General features: G+C 59.6%; 15 protein-coding genes. 6 read left to right on the forward strand and 9 right to left on the reverse strand.

Features of this window, described 5'->3' with window-relative positions; all coding sequences use genetic code 11:
- The first annotated feature begins 164 nt into the window (after positions 1 to 164).
- From RBB46_RS10525 to RBB46_RS10535, 3 genes are all read left to right on the forward strand, one after another.
- On the forward strand, positions 165 to 902 hold the full coding sequence (locus RBB46_RS10525; protein ID WP_306028940.1) for an SDR family NAD(P)-dependent oxidoreductase: 738 nt from the start codon (positions 165 to 167) through the stop codon (positions 900 to 902).
- Between the two features lie 168 nt (positions 903 to 1,070).
- On the forward strand, positions 1,071 to 1,385 hold the full coding sequence (locus RBB46_RS10530) for a multidrug efflux SMR transporter (RefSeq protein WP_306028941.1): 315 nt from the start codon (positions 1,071 to 1,073) through the stop codon (positions 1,383 to 1,385).
- A gap of 89 nt (positions 1,386 to 1,474) precedes the next feature.
- Entirely contained in the window at positions 1,475 to 2,014 is a 540-nt protein-coding gene (locus RBB46_RS10535) for a TetR/AcrR family transcriptional regulator (RefSeq protein ID WP_306028942.1), read from the forward strand.
- Positions 2,015 to 2,322: 308 nt separating this feature from the next.
- On the opposite strand, the gene RBB46_RS10540 is transcribed toward RBB46_RS10535, so the two are convergent.
- From RBB46_RS10540 to RBB46_RS10570, 7 genes are all read right to left on the reverse strand, one after another.
- Positions 2,323 to 2,967 (reverse strand): response regulator transcription factor, encoded by a 645-nt coding sequence (locus tag RBB46_RS10540; RefSeq protein WP_306028943.1) that lies wholly within the window; start codon positions 2,965 to 2,967, stop codon positions 2,323 to 2,325.
- 30 nt (positions 2,968 to 2,997) lie between these two features.
- Entirely contained in the window at positions 2,998 to 4,371 is a 1,374-nt protein-coding gene (locus RBB46_RS10545; RefSeq protein ID WP_306028944.1) for an L-serine ammonia-lyase, read from the reverse strand.
- Positions 4,368 to 5,999 carry a Na/Pi cotransporter family protein gene (locus RBB46_RS10550; RefSeq protein ID WP_306028945.1) on the reverse strand — a complete coding sequence of 544 codons (1,632 nt, stop codon included), beginning with the start codon at positions 5,997 to 5,999 and terminating at the stop codon, positions 4,368 to 4,370. Before RBB46_RS10550 ends, RBB46_RS10545 begins: the two co-directional genes overlap by 4 nt.
- 52 nt (positions 6,000 to 6,051) lie before the next feature.
- The gene (locus RBB46_RS10555) at positions 6,052 to 6,822 is read right to left on the reverse strand and encodes an amino acid ABC transporter ATP-binding protein (RefSeq protein ID WP_306028946.1); all 771 of its coding nucleotides are present in this window, start codon (positions 6,820 to 6,822) and stop codon (positions 6,052 to 6,054) included.
- 22 nt (positions 6,823 to 6,844) lie between these two features.
- Positions 6,845 to 7,948 (reverse strand): amino acid ABC transporter permease, encoded by a 1,104-nt coding sequence (locus RBB46_RS10560; protein ID WP_306028947.1) that lies wholly within the window; start codon positions 7,946 to 7,948, stop codon positions 6,845 to 6,847.
- 15 nt (positions 7,949 to 7,963) lie between these two features.
- Positions 7,964 to 9,136 (reverse strand): amino acid ABC transporter permease, encoded by a 1,173-nt coding sequence (locus tag RBB46_RS10565; protein WP_306028948.1) that lies wholly within the window; start codon positions 9,134 to 9,136, stop codon positions 7,964 to 7,966.
- A gap of 79 nt (positions 9,137 to 9,215) precedes the next feature.
- Positions 9,216 to 10,211, reverse strand: coding sequence for an amino acid ABC transporter substrate-binding protein (locus RBB46_RS10570; RefSeq protein WP_306028949.1), 996 nt, complete (start codon positions 10,209 to 10,211; stop codon positions 9,216 to 9,218).
- A gap of 454 nt (positions 10,212 to 10,665) precedes the next feature.
- Here RBB46_RS10570 and serB point away from each other — a divergent pair, with 454 nt between their 5' ends.
- Genes serB through RBB46_RS10585 form a run of 3 tightly spaced genes read left to right on the forward strand, consistent with a single transcriptional unit; the run spans position 10,666 to position 14,726 of the window.
- Complete coding sequence (serB, locus tag RBB46_RS10575) at positions 10,666 to 11,544, forward strand: phosphoserine phosphatase SerB (protein ID WP_306028950.1); 879 nt, start codon at positions 10,666 to 10,668, stop codon at positions 11,542 to 11,544.
- 11 nt (positions 11,545 to 11,555) lie between these two features.
- Positions 11,556 to 12,566, forward strand: a complete 1,011-nt coding sequence (locus RBB46_RS10580; protein WP_306028951.1) for a transporter substrate-binding domain-containing protein — start codon at positions 11,556 to 11,558, stop codon at positions 12,564 to 12,566.
- Between the two features lie 9 nt (positions 12,567 to 12,575).
- Positions 12,576 to 14,726 carry a hybrid sensor histidine kinase/response regulator gene (locus tag RBB46_RS10585; RefSeq protein ID WP_306028952.1) on the forward strand — a complete coding sequence of 717 codons (2,151 nt, stop codon included), beginning with the start codon at positions 12,576 to 12,578 and terminating at the stop codon, positions 14,724 to 14,726.
- A 645-nt stretch (positions 14,727 to 15,371) separates the two neighbouring features.
- On the opposite strand, the gene RBB46_RS10590 is transcribed toward RBB46_RS10585, so the two are convergent.
- Both RBB46_RS10590 and RBB46_RS10595 read right to left on the reverse strand, forming a co-directional pair.
- Positions 15,372 to 16,157, reverse strand: coding sequence for a CPBP family intramembrane glutamic endopeptidase (locus RBB46_RS10590; RefSeq protein ID WP_306028953.1), 786 nt, complete (start codon positions 16,155 to 16,157; stop codon positions 15,372 to 15,374).
- 55 nt (positions 16,158 to 16,212) lie between these two features.
- Positions 16,213 to 19,428 (reverse strand): S41 family peptidase, encoded by a 3,216-nt coding sequence (locus tag RBB46_RS10595; protein WP_306028955.1) that lies wholly within the window; start codon positions 19,426 to 19,428, stop codon positions 16,213 to 16,215.
- Between the last annotated feature and the right edge of the window lie 47 nt (positions 19,429 to 19,475).

Here is a 19,475-nt window from a genome sequence, read left to right on the forward strand (position 1 = left end):
CCACCCCGGTCATGCCCCCATACAACCGACCCCGCCCGCATGACCGTGAGCCATGCCCGCTCCTTGAGTCCGACTATTTTTAACCGATCGGTATGAAATTGATTGACCGGCCGCAGATGACCGCATAGGTTTTTTAAATGATCGGTACAAAAAAGGATATCGCAATGGAACTCAAAGGCAAGGCAGCGCTCGTCACCGGGGGATCACGTGGCATCGGGGCCGCCGTCGTTCGGCGGCTCGCAAGGGAAGGGGCGGATATCGCCTTTACCTACACCGCGTCCGACGAGGCGGCCGAAAGCCTCGTCAGGGAACTTGCTTCAGCCGGAACCAGAGTGCTGAAGATCAAGGCGGACAGCCGCGATCCGGCCGCCTTGCGAGAGGCCGTGGAGCAAACCGCCAGGGAACTGGGCCGGCTGGACATTCTCGTCAACAGCGCCGGCGTCTTCTACGCAGGCCCCATCGAGGACGTCACGCGGGAAGAGATAGACGACACGCTGGCGATCCATACGAGGGCGGTCTTTGTCGCTTCTCAGGCCGCGCTTGCTTACATGGGTTCCGGCGGGAGCATCGTCTCCATCGGTTCCTGCTTCGCTCAGCGGGTGCCGTATGGGGGAGTGACGCTGTATGCGATGAGCAAATCCGCGCTCATCGGCTTCACCAAGGGGCTCGCACGCGAGGTTGGCGAACGCGGCATCACGGTCAACATCGTCGATCCGGGATCGACCGACACGGACATGAACCCCGCCGACGGCCCGACGGCGGAAGCGGAACTGGATCTGATGGCGATCAGGCGTTACGCCCGGCCGGAGGAAATCGCGGCCGCCGTCGGCTTTCTGGCAAGCCCCAATAGCCGGTTCATCACCGGGGCATCGCTCGCTGTCGATGGAGGCGTCACCGCGTAACGGCGCACCGGGCAATGCCGGGCGGCGTTCATCGCCCCCGGCACTTTTGCGGTCGCTGTCGACACCCGCCAGGACAAGCCGGCAGTGCAAGGGATTTTCACCCTGCGGCAGCGCCCCGCGCCGCCACGCCCTGATCGCTCTCTCGCCACCGGAAAGATGAGGATACGCATGGCTTGGGGACTATTGGTTCTGGCCGGTGCACTGGAAATCGTCTGGGCCCTGGCGCTGAAACAGGCAAACGGGTTCACAAGGCCCTGGCCAAGCCTGATCGGCGTCAGCATTGCCATGCTGAGCCTCGTTCTGCTCGGTCTGGCGCTTAAGCATCTTCCAGTGAGCACGGCTTATGCTATTTGGGTGGGTATCGGAGCCTTCGGCGTGGCGGTTTTCGGGACATTCGTTCTCGGTGAACACATGTCCGCAGCGAAGCTCCTGTTTCTGGCGCTGATCGTGATCGGCGTGGCAGGTCTTCGGATGATGGAATAATGAAACCCGGCAGCCGATCGAAATCAGCCCCTGCCCAGACAATCGGGCGCCCGAGAGGGTTTGATAGAGACACGGCTCTGCTAGCGGCCATGCGAACCTTCTGGGCACGAGGCTACGAAGGCACATCGATCCAGGACCTCGTCGACGCCACGGGGGTCAACAAGCCAAGCCTCTATTCAACCTTTGGATGCAAGGAGGAAATTTTCCGGGAGGCCGTCGAACTCTACGACCGCCTCGAAGGCCGGGCAACGTCGCAGAGCCTCGGCGCGGCCACCACGACCCGCGAGGCTGTCGAGACCATGCTTCGGTCCAATGCCCGCGCCTATGTTGCCGACGAAGGCCCGCGCGGCTGCATGATTGTGCTGGCCTCCCTGCTTGGCGCGCCGGAAAACAAGAACGTACGCGCGTTTCTTGCCGACAACCGGCTGAGCGGGGAAGCGGCTCTGAGGGACCGCCTTGCGCGCGGCGTCGCGGAAGGAGACCTTACACCGTCTGCCGACCTCGACCGGCTTGCCGCCTTCTACACCACCGTTCTCGAGGGATTGTCGATCCAGGCCCGAGACGGCGCATCCGCGCAAAAGCTCGACACGATCGTCGACGCCGCAATGCTGGCATGGCCGACCGGTTGAACAATGCACACCGGGCAGCCGTACCTGTCTGGCCAACTGGTACGAGACGTTCATACAACACCCGTCGCAGCGGGAAGCACCCTTGAGAGCCGAAACGCACGCCTGACCAGATTCGAAAATTAGGTCGCGGCAAGCCGGCAATGACAGGCGAGCACACTGGATCCCGTCGAGCGCCAGACAGCTTGATTGCATGTCCTTCACTCTGGTCGAGGGGAGCCGGTTTGCTGTTCCAGCAGGGGGACCTGGCCCAAGATGCAGGCCCCGCGATCAAGTTGTCTCGACCGCCCTCGGGCTGTGGCAGGCCAAACTCAATGCCGGTCTGTCGAATTCTTCGATCGCGCAATCAATTTTCCGCGCGAAGTCGCGCCGGCTTTTTGCAGGATCGCGGCAACATGTGTCTTGACCGTGCTTTCGGTCAAATCGAGATCTCGGGCGATTTCCTTGTTCGAAAGTCCCGCGACGACCAAGCTGTAGACGTCGGCCTGGCGCTTCGTAAGATCAAGCCGCTCCGGGCCGGACCTTGCCTCCGGGAGAGGTCCGGGCGATGCGGCTTCACCATCGAACAGGACACGCGGGAAGAAAACTTCGCCGGTCAGCAGCAACTCGACCACATTGACGATCACTCTCGGGTCAGCGGTTTTCGGGATGAATCCATCGGCCCCCTCGGCACGCGCGCGGGTAACCGTATCCCGGTCCTCCTCACCGGAAATCAGCGCCACCGACATCGCGGGATCCGCCTGTTTCAGGCGGGCGAGCCCGTGAAATCCGTTTGCATCCGGCAGCTTGAGATCGAGAAGTACAAGGTCGAAGGGACTGGATATTTCCAGTTCATGCAGCGCCTCCGCCACGGAGGCGGCGGCGAACACCGAAGCACCGTCAATTTCGAGTTCAAGAAGGGCCTTCATGCCCGAGCGAATGACCGAATGATCGTCTACGATGAGTATCTTTACCATAGCATCCAATCGACCCGGCCACGGGTAACGTCAACATCCCGTCACGAAGAGGGCCAATCCACCCTGTGAAGTTTCCTTATAGCGCTCATGCATATCGTTACCAATGTTTCGCATCGCCTCGATGCAGGCGTCCAGGGGCACGATGTGATCACCGTCGCCGCTGAGCGCCAAACGCGCGGCAGCAACCGCCTTGATCGCCCCGAGGCCGTTGCGCTCGATGCAAGGAACCTGCACAAGTCCCATGACCGGATCGCAGGCAAGACCCAGATGATGCTCGAGCGCGATTTCAGCAGCGTTTTCAACCTGCTTCGGGGTACCTCCACAAACAGCCGCATATCCGGCGGCGGCCATGGCGGCCGCGCTTCCGACCTCGGCCTGACAACCCAGGTCTGCACCGCTGACGGACGCGTTTCGTTTGATGATCGCCCCGATCGCTGCGGCAGTCAGCAGAAAGCTTCGCCTGAGAGGATGCTGGTCCGTCGGAGCCTCGTCCAGCCAGTATCGCAGAACAGCAGGCACAACCCCGGCGGCGCCGTTGGTCGGCGCCGTCACGACCCGTGCGCCTCTGGCGTTCTCCTCGTTCACCGCAAGGGCATAGGCGAGCAGGCGATCCTGGGCGTTGAAAGGCGCGGACGGGTTGAGCTCCAGTGCCCTGAACAGCGCTTGCGCCCTGCTCCGGACCTGCAGACCACCGGGCAGCACGCCCGTCTTTGACGCCCCGCGCGATATGCAGGACAGCATCTCCTCGCAAATGCGATCCAGTCCCTCGGCGATATTGCCGTTCCGGCGCAGGCTTGTTTCATTCTCGAGCATCACGTCCGATATCGAAATGCCGGAAGCCGCGCAGATATCAAGGAGCTGTTTGCTGTTCTCGAAGGCAAACGGAACGTCATCGCGCTCGCCCGGAGCACGGTCATCGCGGAAATCCGGACCCTCTTCCTCGGCAACGACACTGCCGCCGCCGATCGATACATAGGACCGCGAAAGCGTCAGGGCGCCGTCTTCTCCGAACGCCTCGAATGTCAGCGTATTGGGATGCCATCGGGGTTTGGCGATCGTGTCGAGGACAACACCGCTCCCCAGATCGATTTCGAAAGGTCCGATGCCTGGATGGGCCCCTCGCCCGCTCTCCGAGATATCCCGCCAGATCCCTTCCGCCGTCAAGTGATCGAAGCTCTCCGGCGACAGGCCGCAAAGACCCCACACGGCAGCCTTGTCGGAGGCATGACCCCGTCCCGTATAGGCCAGGGATCCGAGAAGGGTTATTCTGAGCTTCGGATTGCGCGCTCCCTTTTCAGCCAGTTCCGCGGCGAAACGATTGGCGGCAATCATCGGCCCCATTGTATGGGACGACGAGGGGCCAATGCCGATCTTGAAGATGTCAAACACCGACGTATACGTCATACGATCACCTTCGATGCCGCGTGAATATGGTAGAAGATGCGCGCGAAATCGCGGAGCAGCTCGCCATGTATTGCCGAGGTCGTGACCGCAGACGGATTGTTGTCGCTGAGGCGGCGGAAATGTTCCTGCCAGCTGACCTCTACAAGTCGATCGAGCTCTTTTCGCTGCCGGTTTATGTTTTTCCTGATCTGGGCATCGCCCTGCAAGGCCGCGACCAGTGTCAACCGAAGGCTTTGCTGAATGATATTCACCAAAGAGAGCAGTTCCTGCTTTCCCTCGTTGGAAAAGCGCGCCTGGTCCTTGATACGCGCCTCGCACAGGACGACCGCGTTGAGGACAAGATCGGAAACGTGCCTCAGGTTGGATGACAGAAGCATGATGTTCATCGCGCGACTGCTTTCCTCTTCGGATATATCGCCGCGCGTGACGTCGCTGACATAGAACTTCAGCAAGTCCAATGTCGACGAGATCGTCGCGTGGTTCCGCTTGGCAACCTCCACGCCGGCCAGATCGTCGGCCCTGATGGTCGCGGCGAGCGCCAGGAGGGAGTCGTCAATCTGATCGGGAATCCGGTTCAGTTCGCGCGACGCGCTGGCAAGGGCCAGTGTCGGGGAATCCAGCAAGTTCCGGTCGAGATAGCGGGCAAGTGGCGCCGCCTCCTGTTGGGACGTATCCGGTATCATTCGCTCGAACAGCCGTGCAAACACGCCAACCCAGGGCAGGAACAGGGCAGCGATCAGAAAGTTCAGGCCTGTATGAAAGTTGACCAGGGCCCCGGGCGTCTGCAGGTAGGGCGCCAGCCCTTCCACGACCAGATGCAGGAACGGGATCGACAGCAGGCAGACGGTCAGCTTGAACAGGGCGTTCCCGATCGCCACCCGCTTGCCCGCAACACTCGTGTTCATGGTCGCGATAATCGCCGGAACCGTCCCTCCGATATTCGCTCCGAGCACCATCAGCATCCCCATTTTGAGGGGAATGACCCCCGCCACGAACAGCGATGTCGTCAGCAACACCATGGCGAGGCTCGAATGAACCAGCCATGTAATCGCGGCCACGATGAACAACGTCAGGAGTGTTTCGTTCTCCAGCGTCGTCAGTATTTCGACAAGCAAGGCGGACTCTCGCAAGGGCGCGGACGATGAGCGCACCAGCGACAGCGCCAGGAGCACAAGGCCCAGGCCGAGCACGCAGCGGCCCACTTGCCGTCTGACGTGATCGGTGCATTGCGAATGGGCAAAGAACCCGATGAAGACAAGGACGTAGGACGCCACCGAGAGGTCGAAGGAAAGTATCTGGGCGGCAATCGACGTCCCGACATCCGCACCGAGCATGACCGCCAGGGCGGCGGGCGCCGAAACCATTCCCTTGGCCGCCAGAGAAGCAATGATCATGGCCGTGGCGGTGCTGCTCTGAATAAAGATCGTCACGAGCACACCAACGCCGAAGGACATGAACCTGCCGTTGGTCGCCGCCCCCAGGGCATGCCGCAAGGATCCCCCGAAAGCCCGCATTATACCGGTCCGGATCAGCCGGATGCCCCAAAGCATGAGGGCGACGGAGCCGAGGATCTGAACTAGAATTGCCGTGCTGGAAATCGCAATGCCCTCCGGTAGAACCTGGACCACCCATGGCGACGTCGCCGCAAAAGCGGCGCGTCGCGTCGGGAGGAATCAAGGATTAGTGGGACAGGATCTGGCTCAGGAACTTCTGCGTTCGGTCGATCTTCGGAGCATCAAAGAAAAGATCGGGCGTATTTTCTTCCACGATCTCGCCGCCATCCATGAAAATGACGCGATCCGCCACCAGTCGGGCGAAGGACATTTCATGGGTGACGCAGATCATGGTCATCCCGGACTCCGCCAGTTCGATCATCACGTCCAGAACCTCCTTGATCATCTCGGGATCAAGTGCCGAGGTGGGTTCGTCGAACAGCATCACCGAGGGGCTCATGCAGAGCGACCGGGCAATGGCGACGCGCTGCTGCTGGCCACCCGAGAGCTGCCCCGGATACTTGTCCTTCTGCTCGGCAATGCCGACCCGTTCCAGATACATGCAGGCAGTCGCCTCGGCCTCCTTGCGCGGCATGTTGCGCGCCCAGACCGGGGCAAAGCAAAGATTGTCGAGGATGGTCATATGGGGAAACAGGTTGAACTGCTGGAAGACCATGCCGACTTCGCGCCGGATATTGGTGATGTTCTTGAGCTTGTCGTTCAAGATCGTGCCGTTGACGGTGATCGTGCCCTCCTGATGCTCCTCCAGATGATTGATGCACCGGATCAAGGTGGACTTTCCGGACCCGGAGGGACCGCAGATCACAATCCGCTCGCCTTTCTTTACGGAGAGCGAGACATCCTTGAGAACGTGAAAATTGCCGTACCACTTGTTGACCTGCCGCATCTCGATAACGGATTCGTCTTCGGCGATCTGGCTTTCGATTCTGGTGGTCATGGGAGACTCCTCAAGATGTTGCTTAGCGGCGAGCGCCACTGGCTCCGCGGTTTTCAAGCGCACGTCCATACAGGCTAAGGCCGTAGCAAATCAGCCAGTACACAAAGGCGGCAAAGAAGTAGGCCTCCTTCTGAAACCCGAGCCACTCAGGATCGAAGGCCGAGTTCTTGATCATCCCAAGAAAATCGAGAAGCCCAACGATGATCACCAGCGATGTGTCCTTGAACAGGGCGATGCAACGGCCGATCAGAGGCGGGAGAACATGGCGCAATGCCTGCGGGACAACGACGAAAGCAATGGTTTTCCAGGGTGACACACCCAGCGCCAGGGAAGCTTCGGTCTGTCCCTTCGGAATTGCCTGCAGACCGCCGCGAACCACCTCCGCCATGTAGGCCGCCGAGAAGAAGATCATGCCGATCTGAATGCGCATCAGGTTGTTGATGACCATTTCGGGCGGCAGAAACATCGGCATCATCACCGAAGCCATGAAGAGGATGGTGATCAGCGGAACGCCACGGACGAGTTCGATGAAGCCGACACACAACGCCTTGATCAACGGGGACCCGTAGTACCGCCCCAGCGCCAGAAGAACGCCCAGAGGGATGGAGACGATAACGCCCACCAGCGCCAGCAGAACACTCAGCATCAGCCCGCCCCAGAGGGACTGCTCGACCTCGACCATGCCAAAGGCACCGCCGATCATGATCAGTGCGAAAACCGGAAGCAGCAACCAGGCGACGACCAGCACGGCGCCCTTGAGGCGGTCCGTATAGGTGACTGCCGCCAGCACGAGAAGCGCAAGACAGGCCACGCCGGGACGCCAGAGCAATTCCTGCGGATAGACGCCAACCATGAGGACGGGGAACTTGTCGACGATGAACGGCCAACAGGCACCCGTGTTCTGGCGGCATGTGTCCGCGTCGCCCGCAAACGTCGCATCGAGCACGAGCCAGTTGAGCACCGCCGGGAAAACCCAAAGCACAAAGCCGATCAGCACGAGAGACGTGTAGCTGTTCAGCCAGCCGCTAAACAGATTTTCCTGTAGCCATCTAAGCATTCCGATATTGCCACCGGGCGCCGGGCGCGCGTCGGTCGGTCGAAAGACGTCTGCGGATGTCGAACGCATTGCAGGATACATACTTTACCTCTCGACGATCTGGACGCGCGAGTTCAGGAAGTTCATTGCAAGCGAGATCAGGAGGTTGATTGTCAGATAGACCGCCATCCACATGCCAATGATCTCAATCGCTTGCCCATTCTGCCCAATGATGGTTCCGCCGATCGACACCATGTCGGGAAAGCCGATGGCCACAGCCAGCGAGCTGTTCTTCACCAGGCTCGCATAGTCATTGGTGGTTGCAGGAATGGTGACCCTGAGGGCCTGCGGCAGCATGATCAGGCGCGTTACGATCCCTCGGGAAACGCCCAGGGCATTGGCAGCTTCAATCTGCCCTGCATGCACCGAGGTGATGCCGCTGCGGACGTTCTCGCCAATATAGGCGGCGGTATACAGAACCAGCCCGACCAGGAGTGAAACAAACTCGGGTTTGAGTGTCAGTCCGCCGGCGAAGTTGAGTCCGCTATAGGCAGGAAGTTCGGCCCCGACCGGCCCCCCTGTCGCCAGAAAGGCGAGGGTCGAGATCACGATGAAAACCCCCAGGCCGCCAAGAACCCCGGGAACGGACCTGCCGGTTGTCTTCTTGTGGTTTCTTGCCCAGATCCAGAAGCTTATCGAAATAGCTCCGGCGATCATCACCGCCAGCATGAACAGGATGAACCCGTCTTCCACCACAGGACGAGGCACGAAGACGCCGCGCTTGGTCAGATACACGCCCTCGACGGGCGAAATCGGGTCCCTTGGATGGGGCAAGGATCCGATGACCACCGTGTAGACAAAGATCAGCGTCAGCAACAACGGGATGTTGCGCAGCGTTTCCACATAGATCGCGGCCACTTTTGCCAGGAGCCAGTTGGGCGAGACGCGCGCCACACCCACGAAAATTCCAAGTACCGTGCTGAGAACGATGGCAATCGCGGACACCAGGAGGGTGTTCAGAATGCCTATCAGGAAGGCATAGCCATAGCTCTTCGTGGGATTGTATTCGATGAGGCTGTCGCCAATCGGCAAGCCTGCCTCGTGTCCGAGAAACGCAAAGCCACTTTCGATACCGCGAGCGGTCAGGTTGGCCTGGGTATTCTGGAAAAGAAAGTACACACCACTGAGGACAAGGGCGAGAACGGCAACCTGAACCAGGATGCTCGCCATGCTCTGCCCGCTCAAGGCGGCTGATCTCGACTTCGTTTTGAACGGCATCATTTTTTCCATTGAACAATGGCGAGGCCGGGCAAAGCACGCCGTCGACGTGCCTTGCCCTTGATCAATCCTCGTGCGCCTAGCGGATCGGCATGGCGTACATCAGGCCGCCGTCTTTCCACTGGGCATTCACGCCGCGTTCGAGGCCGAGCGGTATCGTCAGGTTGCGGTCGAAGATCTCGCCGTAGTTGCCGACCGCCGAAATCGCGTCCTTCATCCAGCTTGGGCCCAGCCCGACGAAGTTGCCTGTGTCGACCGAACTGCCGAGCAGGCGCTGGACGTCAGGGTTCGAGGAACTGGCCGCCATCTCGTCGACATTCGCGGAGTTGATTCCAAGCTCTTCGGCAGCCAGCAGGCCGTAGACCGTCCAGGACACGATGTCCTTCCAGTTGTTGTCGCCATGCGCCACGAGCGGAGCCAAGGGCTCTTTCGAGATCAGGTTCGGCAGGATGGTATGGGCTCCCGGATCGGGAAAGCTCATGCGGAACGAGGCCAACTGGCTGGCGTCGGTTGTGAGGGCATCGCACCGGTCCGTCAGATAGGCTTCAACCGCTTCGCGCTTGCCTTCGAACACGACGGCCTCGATCTGGATATTCTGCGCCCGCGCGAAATCGGCGAGATTCAGCTCTGTGGTCGTACCGGTGGTCACGCAGACCGTACCGCCGTCCAGCCCCTTCGCCGTCGTGATGCCGGACTCGGCACGAACCATGAAACCCTGGCCATCGAAGAAAATGACCTGGGTGAAGTCGACGCCCTCGGCGCCATCGCGCTTCATCGTCCAGGTCGTGGTGCGAGAGGTCATCTCGACTTGTCCACTCGAGACGGCCAGGATCTTCTGCTTGGAGGAGAGCGGAACAAAGCGCACCGCATCTGCATCCCCTAGAACGGCGGCCGCAACGGCACGGCAGACATCCGCGTCCAGCCCTTCCCAGCGCCCCTCGGAATTCGGGTTTGAGAAACCGGGAACGCCTTCACTGACGCCGCATGCCAACACGCCCGCTTCGCGCACTTTCTCCAGGGTCCCGGCATGCGCCGCCCCTGCCGATACGGTCGCAGCGAGTGCGGCCAGCACCATGATCCTTGTCTTCATCATCTCTCTCCTCCACATGTAGTTTGTAAAATTAAGTAAATCCTCGATATTTTTGTTCCAAGGCCTGTATAAACAGCCTTTCAACGCCCCCTCCTGAATTGAAACCATAGCGATGAAGGCCCCGCGTCGAGTATCCGCCGTGAGGACGAGCTTGCGCCCATGCCGATACGCGATCGGGCCACAGGCTCCGCCGAGAGGATTGGTACTTTCGGATGAGATTCTATTTATTTGTTAAAAATCAGATAGTTATGATCGGTCGAGATGCTAAGGAACTGCATCCCGCCTAGGTCTTCATGCCGAATGGAACGCTGAGCGACATTGAGACAAGCTGCAGATGATCCCGCCAGCTCTCCCAGATGAGTTCTGACGGTCTGCAATAACTTCAAGGGCCGGGTTTGTAGTCGCAGGCCGAAGGCGCCCTTGACCCAGAGGATCAAGCATGAAGTCAAATCTGGTTGCTGTTGGATGCCCGTCACGCGGCGTTTCGCCGTTCAACGCCCTGGGAACGGCCATCGGATTGCAGGACTTCCAATGGCTCTCGGTCGGACAGGCCGCCTTGTTTCAACTGGACCGCAGTCTCGACAACGCGTCGGTTCGTGCCCTCAAAGAGCATGCGGCATCGCTTGAAATCGACCTTTTCATCACGCACAAACCGCTTGAAAAGAAAAAGCTGCTGGTTGCCGACATGGAAGCGACAATCATCCTGGATGAGATGCTGGACCTCTTGGCCGAGGATCTCGGCCTTGGCGAGGCCGTCGCCAATATCACCAGCCTTGCCATGAATGGCCGGATTGATTTCACTCGCTCTCTTGCCGCCCGAACCGCGCTCTTTGCCGGAACGCCTGAAAGCCGGTTGCGCGGGCTTTGCGAGAAGATCCGCTTTACGCCGGGGGCGCAGCGTCTTGTTTCGAGTATGAAGAAGTCCGGAGCGAGGACCATTCTCGTTACCGGCGGTTACGACATCTTTGCTCAGAGGGTCAAGCAAGTCTGCGGGTTTGACGAGGTCATCGCCAACAAGCCTGTCGTTCAGGACGGGGTTCTGACGGGTCACCTTGTTCCCCCTGTGTGCTCAGCCAGCACGAAACGCGAGGTGCTGGAAAGGGCCTGCGGCGCTCTCGGCGTTTCGCCTGACCATGCCTGTGCAATCGGGGATGGCGCCAACGACATCGACATGCTCAAGATCGCCGGTCTTTCAGCGAGTTATCACGGCAAGCCCGTGCTCCACGATCTGGTCGATTTCAATTTCGTGCACAGTGACTTGACTGCAGTGCTTTTCGCGCAAGGCTACCGCGACAGCGAAATTTCCGCCCAAGCTTGAGGTTCGAGGTTATGATCTCTGCGTTGCGAACGTTCCTTCGATCCGTTGCATTTCTTCTGGTCGCCGCGCCGCAATGCCTGTCCGCGGAACCCGGCTCGACCCTCAGGGCCGTCGTAGATCGCGGCTATCTGATCTGCGGGGTCGGCGTCGGCGACATCGGCTTTGCGACACAGCAGGTGGACGGCAGCTGGGCGGGATTTGACGTCGACTTCTGCCGTGCGGTTGCAACGGCAACCCTGGCCGATGCGGAAGCCGTCGAGTTTGTTCCGCTGGACAGCCTGAATCGCCTGAGCATCCTTGGAAGCGGCGATATCGACGTTCTGTTTCGCACGACGACCTTCACCATGGAGCGCGACGTCGCACTTGGCTTTGAATTTCCTGCGGTCACCTATTTTGACGAGCAGCGCATTCTCGCCCACGCAAGCACAAAGGCCAGGAGGCTCGCCGACCTTGCCGGCCACACCATTTGCGCAAACGCCGGCACGACGAGCATTCGGAACATCAGGAAGGCGATCGATGCCCAGCAGATCAAGGCCGAGATCCTCGAGATCTCCTCGCAAGCAGGACGCTGGCGCGCCTTTTTCGGGCAGGAATGCACTGCTGTCACCAGCGACAGCAGCGATCTCCTTATCATGGTGGCCATGCACGGCCTGGATGAGAAGTCGCTTATAGTATTGGATGACGTTCTGGCCAATGAACCCTTGAGCGCGGTTGTGCGCGATGGCGATCAACAATGGGAACAGATCATTCGCTGGGTTGTTAATCTCCTTGTTCTGGCGGAAGCCGAGGGCATCTATCAGGCAAGCGCACCTGACGTGCTTGAAAGGCTGGAGGTTCCGGCTTACCGACAACTCGGACTGGCTGAAGGCTGGGCCCACAGAACGATCTCGCAGGTGGGCAACTACGGCGAGATTTTTGCCCGCAACCTGGGGTCCGATAGCAAGCTTGGACTGGAGCGGGGGCTGAACAAACTCTGGCGCGATGGCGGACTGATGTATCCCCTCCCGATGAAGAACCAATAAGTCATTCTTATGCAGCAATCGCAGATTGGCATTGGCACGATCGTCTTTCTGTCCTTGCTGTGCATGTCGCTTGGAACGCTTGCGATCGGCTTCATCGCCGTCTTCGGTATCCGTTCCTATAGCAAGGAGTTCGATCGGCTCGTCACGATCGACCTGCCTCGCGCGGATGTTTCTATCAAGATGAACGGTGCGGTTTCCGGGTTGAGCAGCCAGGCCGTGGAACTGGCGCTCGCTCATTCGGAAAGCGCCTTCGGCACGGTTCGCATTCAGATCGAAGACCAGATCCAGGCAATCGACCGCCTGAGGCGGCCGGTCCGCAACCTCGGCCTGAACGAAACAGAGTTTTCGCGGATCGACGACTGGCTCACCGACCTCACGGACAATCTTATTGTTCTTACGGATCTGATTGCCCGGCGCATCGAAGTGGAAAGGACGCGTGCCGGCCTGGCGGCACAGGCAAGCCAATCCAGCGTTCCAATCGCCCTGCAAAAGAAATACCTTTTGTTTCTCAGAGATTTGAATGAAGCAAACCTGCCCGTCGATTTCTCGCGGCTTGACGCCGATCTGGAGCACATGGCCAGCCTGGGATTGCCGCCGGCACCCCGGTCGCTCATCACGAACCTCATTGCGAGGGGCCGCGAGAGAGCACAGGTCGAGAAAGCGATCCAGGGCAGGCTAAGCCGGCATGCGCAACTGTCTTCCCTGCTCACCGATGCGACCCGGTTGAGCTCCGCAACGCTCAACGAGAGCGCAAACGCGCGAAGCGCGCTTATCCTGGAAAAAATGCGCGTCAGCGCCTACCTGATCCTCGTCGGCTTCCTGGTCTTCGCATCCATTGCGATCTCGATCTTCTTCTACCTTGACCGAAACGTGGTTGCCCGCATTCAGCACCTGACGCGCCAGATCAACAAGTATGTTGGAGAAGGCAACGCAGCCAAGCCTGAAGAGCGATTGAATGAAATCTCCATGATTGAGATGTCCTTCAATACCCTTCGCAACACGATAAATGAACGCGAAGCGCGACTTGTGGCGTTGAATGTGGCTGCAACGGAAGCGCGTGCGGATGCCGAGGAGGCCAACCGCTCAAAGTCCGAACTGCTGGCGGCGGCAAGTCACGATCTGCGCCAGCCAATCCACGCCATGGGCTTGTTGCTCGGGGGCATCGATCGGACGTCGATCGATGGGAACTCACGCCAGACAATCGATCAACTGGCTGCGCTGACCCGCGAGACAAGCCAGATGTTCAACTCCATTCTCGACCTTTCCAAACTGGAGGCGGGAACCTTCACCGCAATCAGTGTTCCTGTTGATGTCAACGAGTTGTTTCAACGAATGGAGCTGGAGTTCGCACCCCGTGCCACCTCGGCCAAGGCACGATTACAGATCTGTTTCCCCCCGCCCCACACGTTTGTCCTTGGGGACGCCGAGGCGATCTATCGGGTACTCAGCAACTTGCTTGTCAATGCGCTGGACTATGGCCGGGACGGCTCCACCCTGGTGCGATGTGACGTCAAGGACGACGCAGTCGTCTTCCTCGTTGCGGACCAGGGGCCCGGATTGTCCGTGACCCCTTCGGGAAAAACGGCAAGCGCCGTTGAACACACGGTCCAGCACTACGGGTTGGGGCTTTCGATCTGCTTCGCTTTGACGAAAGCCATGAATACGGAGATGATGCACCGGGAGTTGCAAGAAGGTGGCACGGAGTTTCGCTTTCAGCTGCCAAAGGCAGATGCACAGGCCCAGACGCTCCCTTCGCCCAGTACAAGACAGGACAACGGCCTGAAATGGCGCAACCTGATCCTGCTCGAGGACAACGCCGATGTTCACTCAGCAACCAAAGACCTGCTTGAGCGACTTGGAAGCTCGGTAACGGCCTGCCGTTCCGTGCGCGAGGCCAGGCAAGTGCTGGCGCGGCAGAGCGAACCGTTTTTCTTCATTACGGATTTCGACTTGGGCCGGGGGAACACGACCGAGGTGCTCGTCTCCGAAACCATGAAGAATTCGGGGCTCCTGCGAGGTATCATCGTGACCACGGCAAGCCCCGGACGCCTTCCCAGGGCATGGCACAACGCACCGGGCATCCAACTTCTGGAAAAACCTTTCACGATAAACCGGCTTGCGAGCCTGTTGCGCTTTCTCGCAAAACAGGCCGATCAGTAACCTCCGCACCGCCGGCGCGCTTGCGGCATGACCTTGGTCCCCACTTCTTGCAGAAACAGAACCCGAGCCAGAAGGCCTGGTTCTGACATCGCTGGCGATTTCGAACTGAACAGGTCGCCCCGTCTTTTGCTGAACGACAATCGCGCGAGTTCCGATCTCCGGTCCGGTGGTCACATCGCGAATCCGGATCTTGACCAGGTCACAACCGCGAAGCTTGCTGTCGATCGCCAGATCAAACAGGGCTCGGTTCCGGATGCGTCTCTCACGATCAAGGAAGAAGTGAACTGCCCTGAATTTGCTTCTGGGTGAAGGACGCTTGGTGCCGGCCTTCTTTCCGGCATTCCAAGCTGCGCGATCGCGGCTGGCATCATCGAATATAAAATGGCCCATGTGAGTTCTCCTCGGCCCTGATTGGCCGAGAGAGAAACGTCGTAGGAGATTGTCGCTCAGGGCCGTATCCGGACAGTCCATTGTTGGCCGATGAAATCGCGCAAGCCGACATTCTGTACAATTTGCGGAGAACTGCGAGGTGTAGCTACCGGGAGCCCAAGGCCGACAATGAGCACTAAAGACATCTATCTTGACGTCGACCGGATATCGGCCTTGTTTATTCTGATCGCGCCCGCGCCGGTTCGGACTATTCCATCAACCCGCCCTATGTCCGGTATCTTCAACTCTTCGCAAAAGCCATAACCCATACAGAAATCCCGGCAAAACCACCGCGAGTGGAATGAAGACCTGTCCGAGAACGGAGGATTGGCTGGCTGCTTCGCTCGCCTGCTGGATGTCTTCGGCCGGCGTCTTGGACTTGACTGAGAGCAGAAGAAGAAATGTTGCCCAGTCCCAAAGTGCATGCACGATGATCGAAGCCCAGAGCGAGCCGGTTCTGATCAGGATTGCGATCAGGAGCATGCCGGTGCTCGCGGCTGCGAGCGCCTGGATCACTGATGCTCCGAAATTGCCCGTGATGAAACCGTTCAGAATATGAACCGCACCGAACGCGGCTGTCGTGGCAAGGATGCTGGGCCAGACGGAAAACCGTGCGCGCAAGGCACGATAGAGGACACCCCGAAACATCACCTCCTCGGAAAACCCGACGAGAAGGGTATTTGCCAGCAATAGCACAATAACGCCAGCAGGTGGCGAGCCCAGCAACAGGGCGCCAGAGAGCAGGAGGACAATCAGGATTGCAGGCAGCCAGAGCAGTCTGAGTGTTCCGGCTTTCGGCAGGCTGAAACACAGATCATGCCACCCGCGCCACAGGATCACCAGCACAAGCAAAAAGCAGGCAAGCAGGATATGCCAGGCAATGTTTCTTGAGATCAGGTCATCCAGAGATATCTCAGGCGGATAGAGCAACTGGGCCCCGAGATATGTCACCGCGATCCAGGCAACCAGCGTAAGCAGGGCAATGACGATGCGATTGCTCATGGCCGATGACGTCATATCTCGCAGCGCTCCAGATCTCTCCATGTGGCGACAGCGCCTATTTCAACTGCTCCAGCATGGCCTTGACTGCGGCCTCAAGCTGCGGGTCGCGCCCTTCCGCGACGAGATTGGGGTCGTTGTGGATCAGGATATCCGGCTCTATTTCGCTGTTCTCGAACCAGGTACCGTCATTGAGCTGAAAGCCGAGTTCGGGCACGCGGTAGCGAAGCCCTGCCTGCAGTTGCGGTACATCACTGACGGCCGTTCCTGTCCCGGGCGTGCGGTCGCCGACAATCTTGCCGACACCCTTCTTCTTGTAGAGCATGGGGAAGACCGATCCATCCGAATAGCTGCCGGCGTTCTGCAACAGGATGCTCGGCTTCGTCCATCGTGCGAGTGGATAGCGCGTAACAACATGGCCGTCCCGGGCCCTGTTCACGGCATCGGAAGAGCCGGTCAGCATGATGATCAGCTCGTCATGCAGGTTGCCGCCGCCGTTCGCCCTGATGTCGACGACTGCGGCCTCGGCATCGGAGTGGAGGCCAAACAGGTCACCGAATGCGGTGCGGTAGGGATCGGTCATCATGGAGCGTAGGTGAATATAACCGAGCCGTCCCCCGGATAGGTCGCTGACCATCGCCCGGCGCTTGCTGACCCATCGCTGATAGGCCAGCGAGAACTCCTGTGCAGTGGTGATCGGCGTCACGATGGTCTCGACCGTTTCGCCACCCTCCGCAGCCAAGACGGACAGCCGGACTTCCTTGCCCGCCTTGCGATTGAGCAGCCTCTCCATACCGATATCCGCCGCAATCGGTGCACCATCGACAGCCAGTATTGTTGCTCCAGCGCGCAAGGGGCTCGCCCTCCGGTCCGCGGGGCCGCCTGGCATGACCTCGAGAATTTTCATGCCCTCGCCATCGTGGTCGGGGTCATAGTAAAGCCCGAGAACTCCGGTTGCATCCGCGAGCGGATCCGGGCCGCTATAGCTGGGGTTTTGATGGGATGCGTTCAGTTCACCGTCCATTTCGCCCAGCAATTCCGCCAAATCCTCCCAATGGAAGATATGCGGTGCAAAAGCGAGATAGTGATCGCGCACCCCCTTCCAGTCGGTTCCCTGCATGTCAGCCCGATAGAACGTCTGGTCGGTCGCGCGCCAGTTGGATCGGATGATATACTCGACTTCCGCGCGTATGCTGCGGTCGATTTCAGCATGATAACCGACTGCACTGGACGCGCCGCTGGCAAGGTCGTAGCGGGTAATTGTGCCGGGAGTCAGCACGAAGACAGCCGTGCCTTCGGGATCGATTTCTGCCGCAAGAACATTGGCTGCCGGGATCTCGAATACCTTTCGATCCGCGCCGCTGGACAGATCACGAACGCGTGCTTCGGCGGTTCCACTTGGTGTCGGGGAGATTGTCACAAGGGATTTGTTGTCACTCAACAGACGGTAACTCAGATAATCGCCGGAGCGCGGCGTCAACCGTGTTGTGCGCTGGCGGACACCCTCCAGCTCCGGCCTGATCGTGGCCTTGTCGGTGACCTCATCGCCACTCGCGACCCGGCTCCGCTCGGCCGCCGTCTTGTGGAAGCTTTCCCAGCCATCGCGGGTGAGAAACGCCCCCATGACGTCCATCTCCTCCGGCTTGCCTTCCGTGGAGCGCAGGCCATAGCGGTCAGAGACCCAAAGCACAGCCGATCCGTCATCGCTGAAGTGCGGCTTGAGATCGACATAGCCGTTCTGGCTCAGGTTATGGCTTGAAGATCCGTCCGCTGCGATGAGCGCTATTTCTGCCGTGCTGAAATATCCGCTGCGCGACAGCAGCCACTGCCCGTCCGGGCTCCACTCTAGCGCAAGATCGCCATCGTTGTAGGAGTACGTCCGGTCGCCCGCTTGAGCGATCAGAGATGTACCGGTCTGAAGATCCTGAACCCGCAACTCGGTCCGGTTACGCAGATAGGCGATGCGCTTGCCCTCCGGGTCGTAAGCCGGGGCAAAGAGATCCGCATCATCCTTGACCAGCGCGCGCTCATTCAACGCCACCGGTGCGGAGAACCTATCGACCTCGTCGCCATCGTTCATCGATGTTTCGTAAATGTCCCAGCTACCACTTCCCTCGCTTGCATAGACAAGCCGGCGACCATCGGCGGAGAACGCCGGATCGCGTTCCTGGGCAACCGTGTCTGTAATGCGCCGCGTGACCTTGCTGTCCCATCCAGTGGCGAAGATCTCGCCGCGTGCCACAAACGCGATCTCCCTGCCGCCGGGCGCAATCGCCATTTGCGTCACTTCTCCTGTCACATCACGAATAGAGGTCGTGTCATAGAGAGAACCCTGGCTGATCGTGACCGTGATGCGGACAGGCTCCGCCGCGTCGGGATCAAGCCGCCATAGGGCGCCGTTCCAGGCATAGGCGAGTGTCCCGTCCGATGCCGAAGAGAGGAAGCGTACGGGCCATCGCTCGTGGAAGGTCACCTGTTCCGGTTCGCTCTGGTCGAGACCCTTGCGCCAGACATTGAAGTTGCCGCCCCGTTCGCTCAGCCAATAGACTTGGCTGCCGTCGGCACTCCAAATGGGATCACGATCCTCCCCACGGTAGCCGGTGATTTCCTCATGGTGGTTGGTGTTGGGATCATAGAGCCAGATATCATGGCTCGCATCGGAGACATGGTGCTTGCGCCAGGTATTCTCCACGATCGAGGGATCGTCCTCGTAGAGGATCCTGCCATCCGGACCATAGGTGAGATTGAGGGCGGTTGTCGGCAGGAGTTGCCTGGGGCGCCCGCCCATAGCCGAAACCGCATAGGGCCGCTGGTAGAGACCCGACAGTCCATAAACGGCGTTTGTTGCATCGGCCTTCGGATCTCCGAGGCGTGCCGAGGAAAACACCACCTCCTTGCCGTCAGGCGTAAAGCTCATCGGCCGATCATTCGCCGAATGGTAGGTCAGGCGCGCGATCGCACCGCCCCCCGCGGGCGCGATGAAGACATCATCCTGTCCATGGCGATCGGCGGCAAAAGCAATGGACTGGCCATCGGGCGACCACACGGGATGGGTGGCATGCCAGGGACTGCCGGTTAAAGGGGACGCTTTGCCGCCCAATGCGGCAACGGTCCAGATTTGGCCGGCATAGGAAAAGGCGATGCGGCCGCCATCAGGGGATATCGCCGGGTAGCGCAGCCACAAGGCTTCAGGGTGCTCTTCAGCGCGGGCCACAGAGCCGCAAACAGACAACAAGGCGGCGATCGCCAATTGCGCCGTCTTTCGTTTCAGCATTCCGTTCCCCTCTCTATGGCTTATGCCACGCATTTACTTGCAAGCGC

Source organism: Stappia sp. MMSF_3263 (assembly GCF_030733745.1).
Classification (GTDB): Bacteria; Pseudomonadota; Alphaproteobacteria; order Rhizobiales; family Stappiaceae; genus Stappia.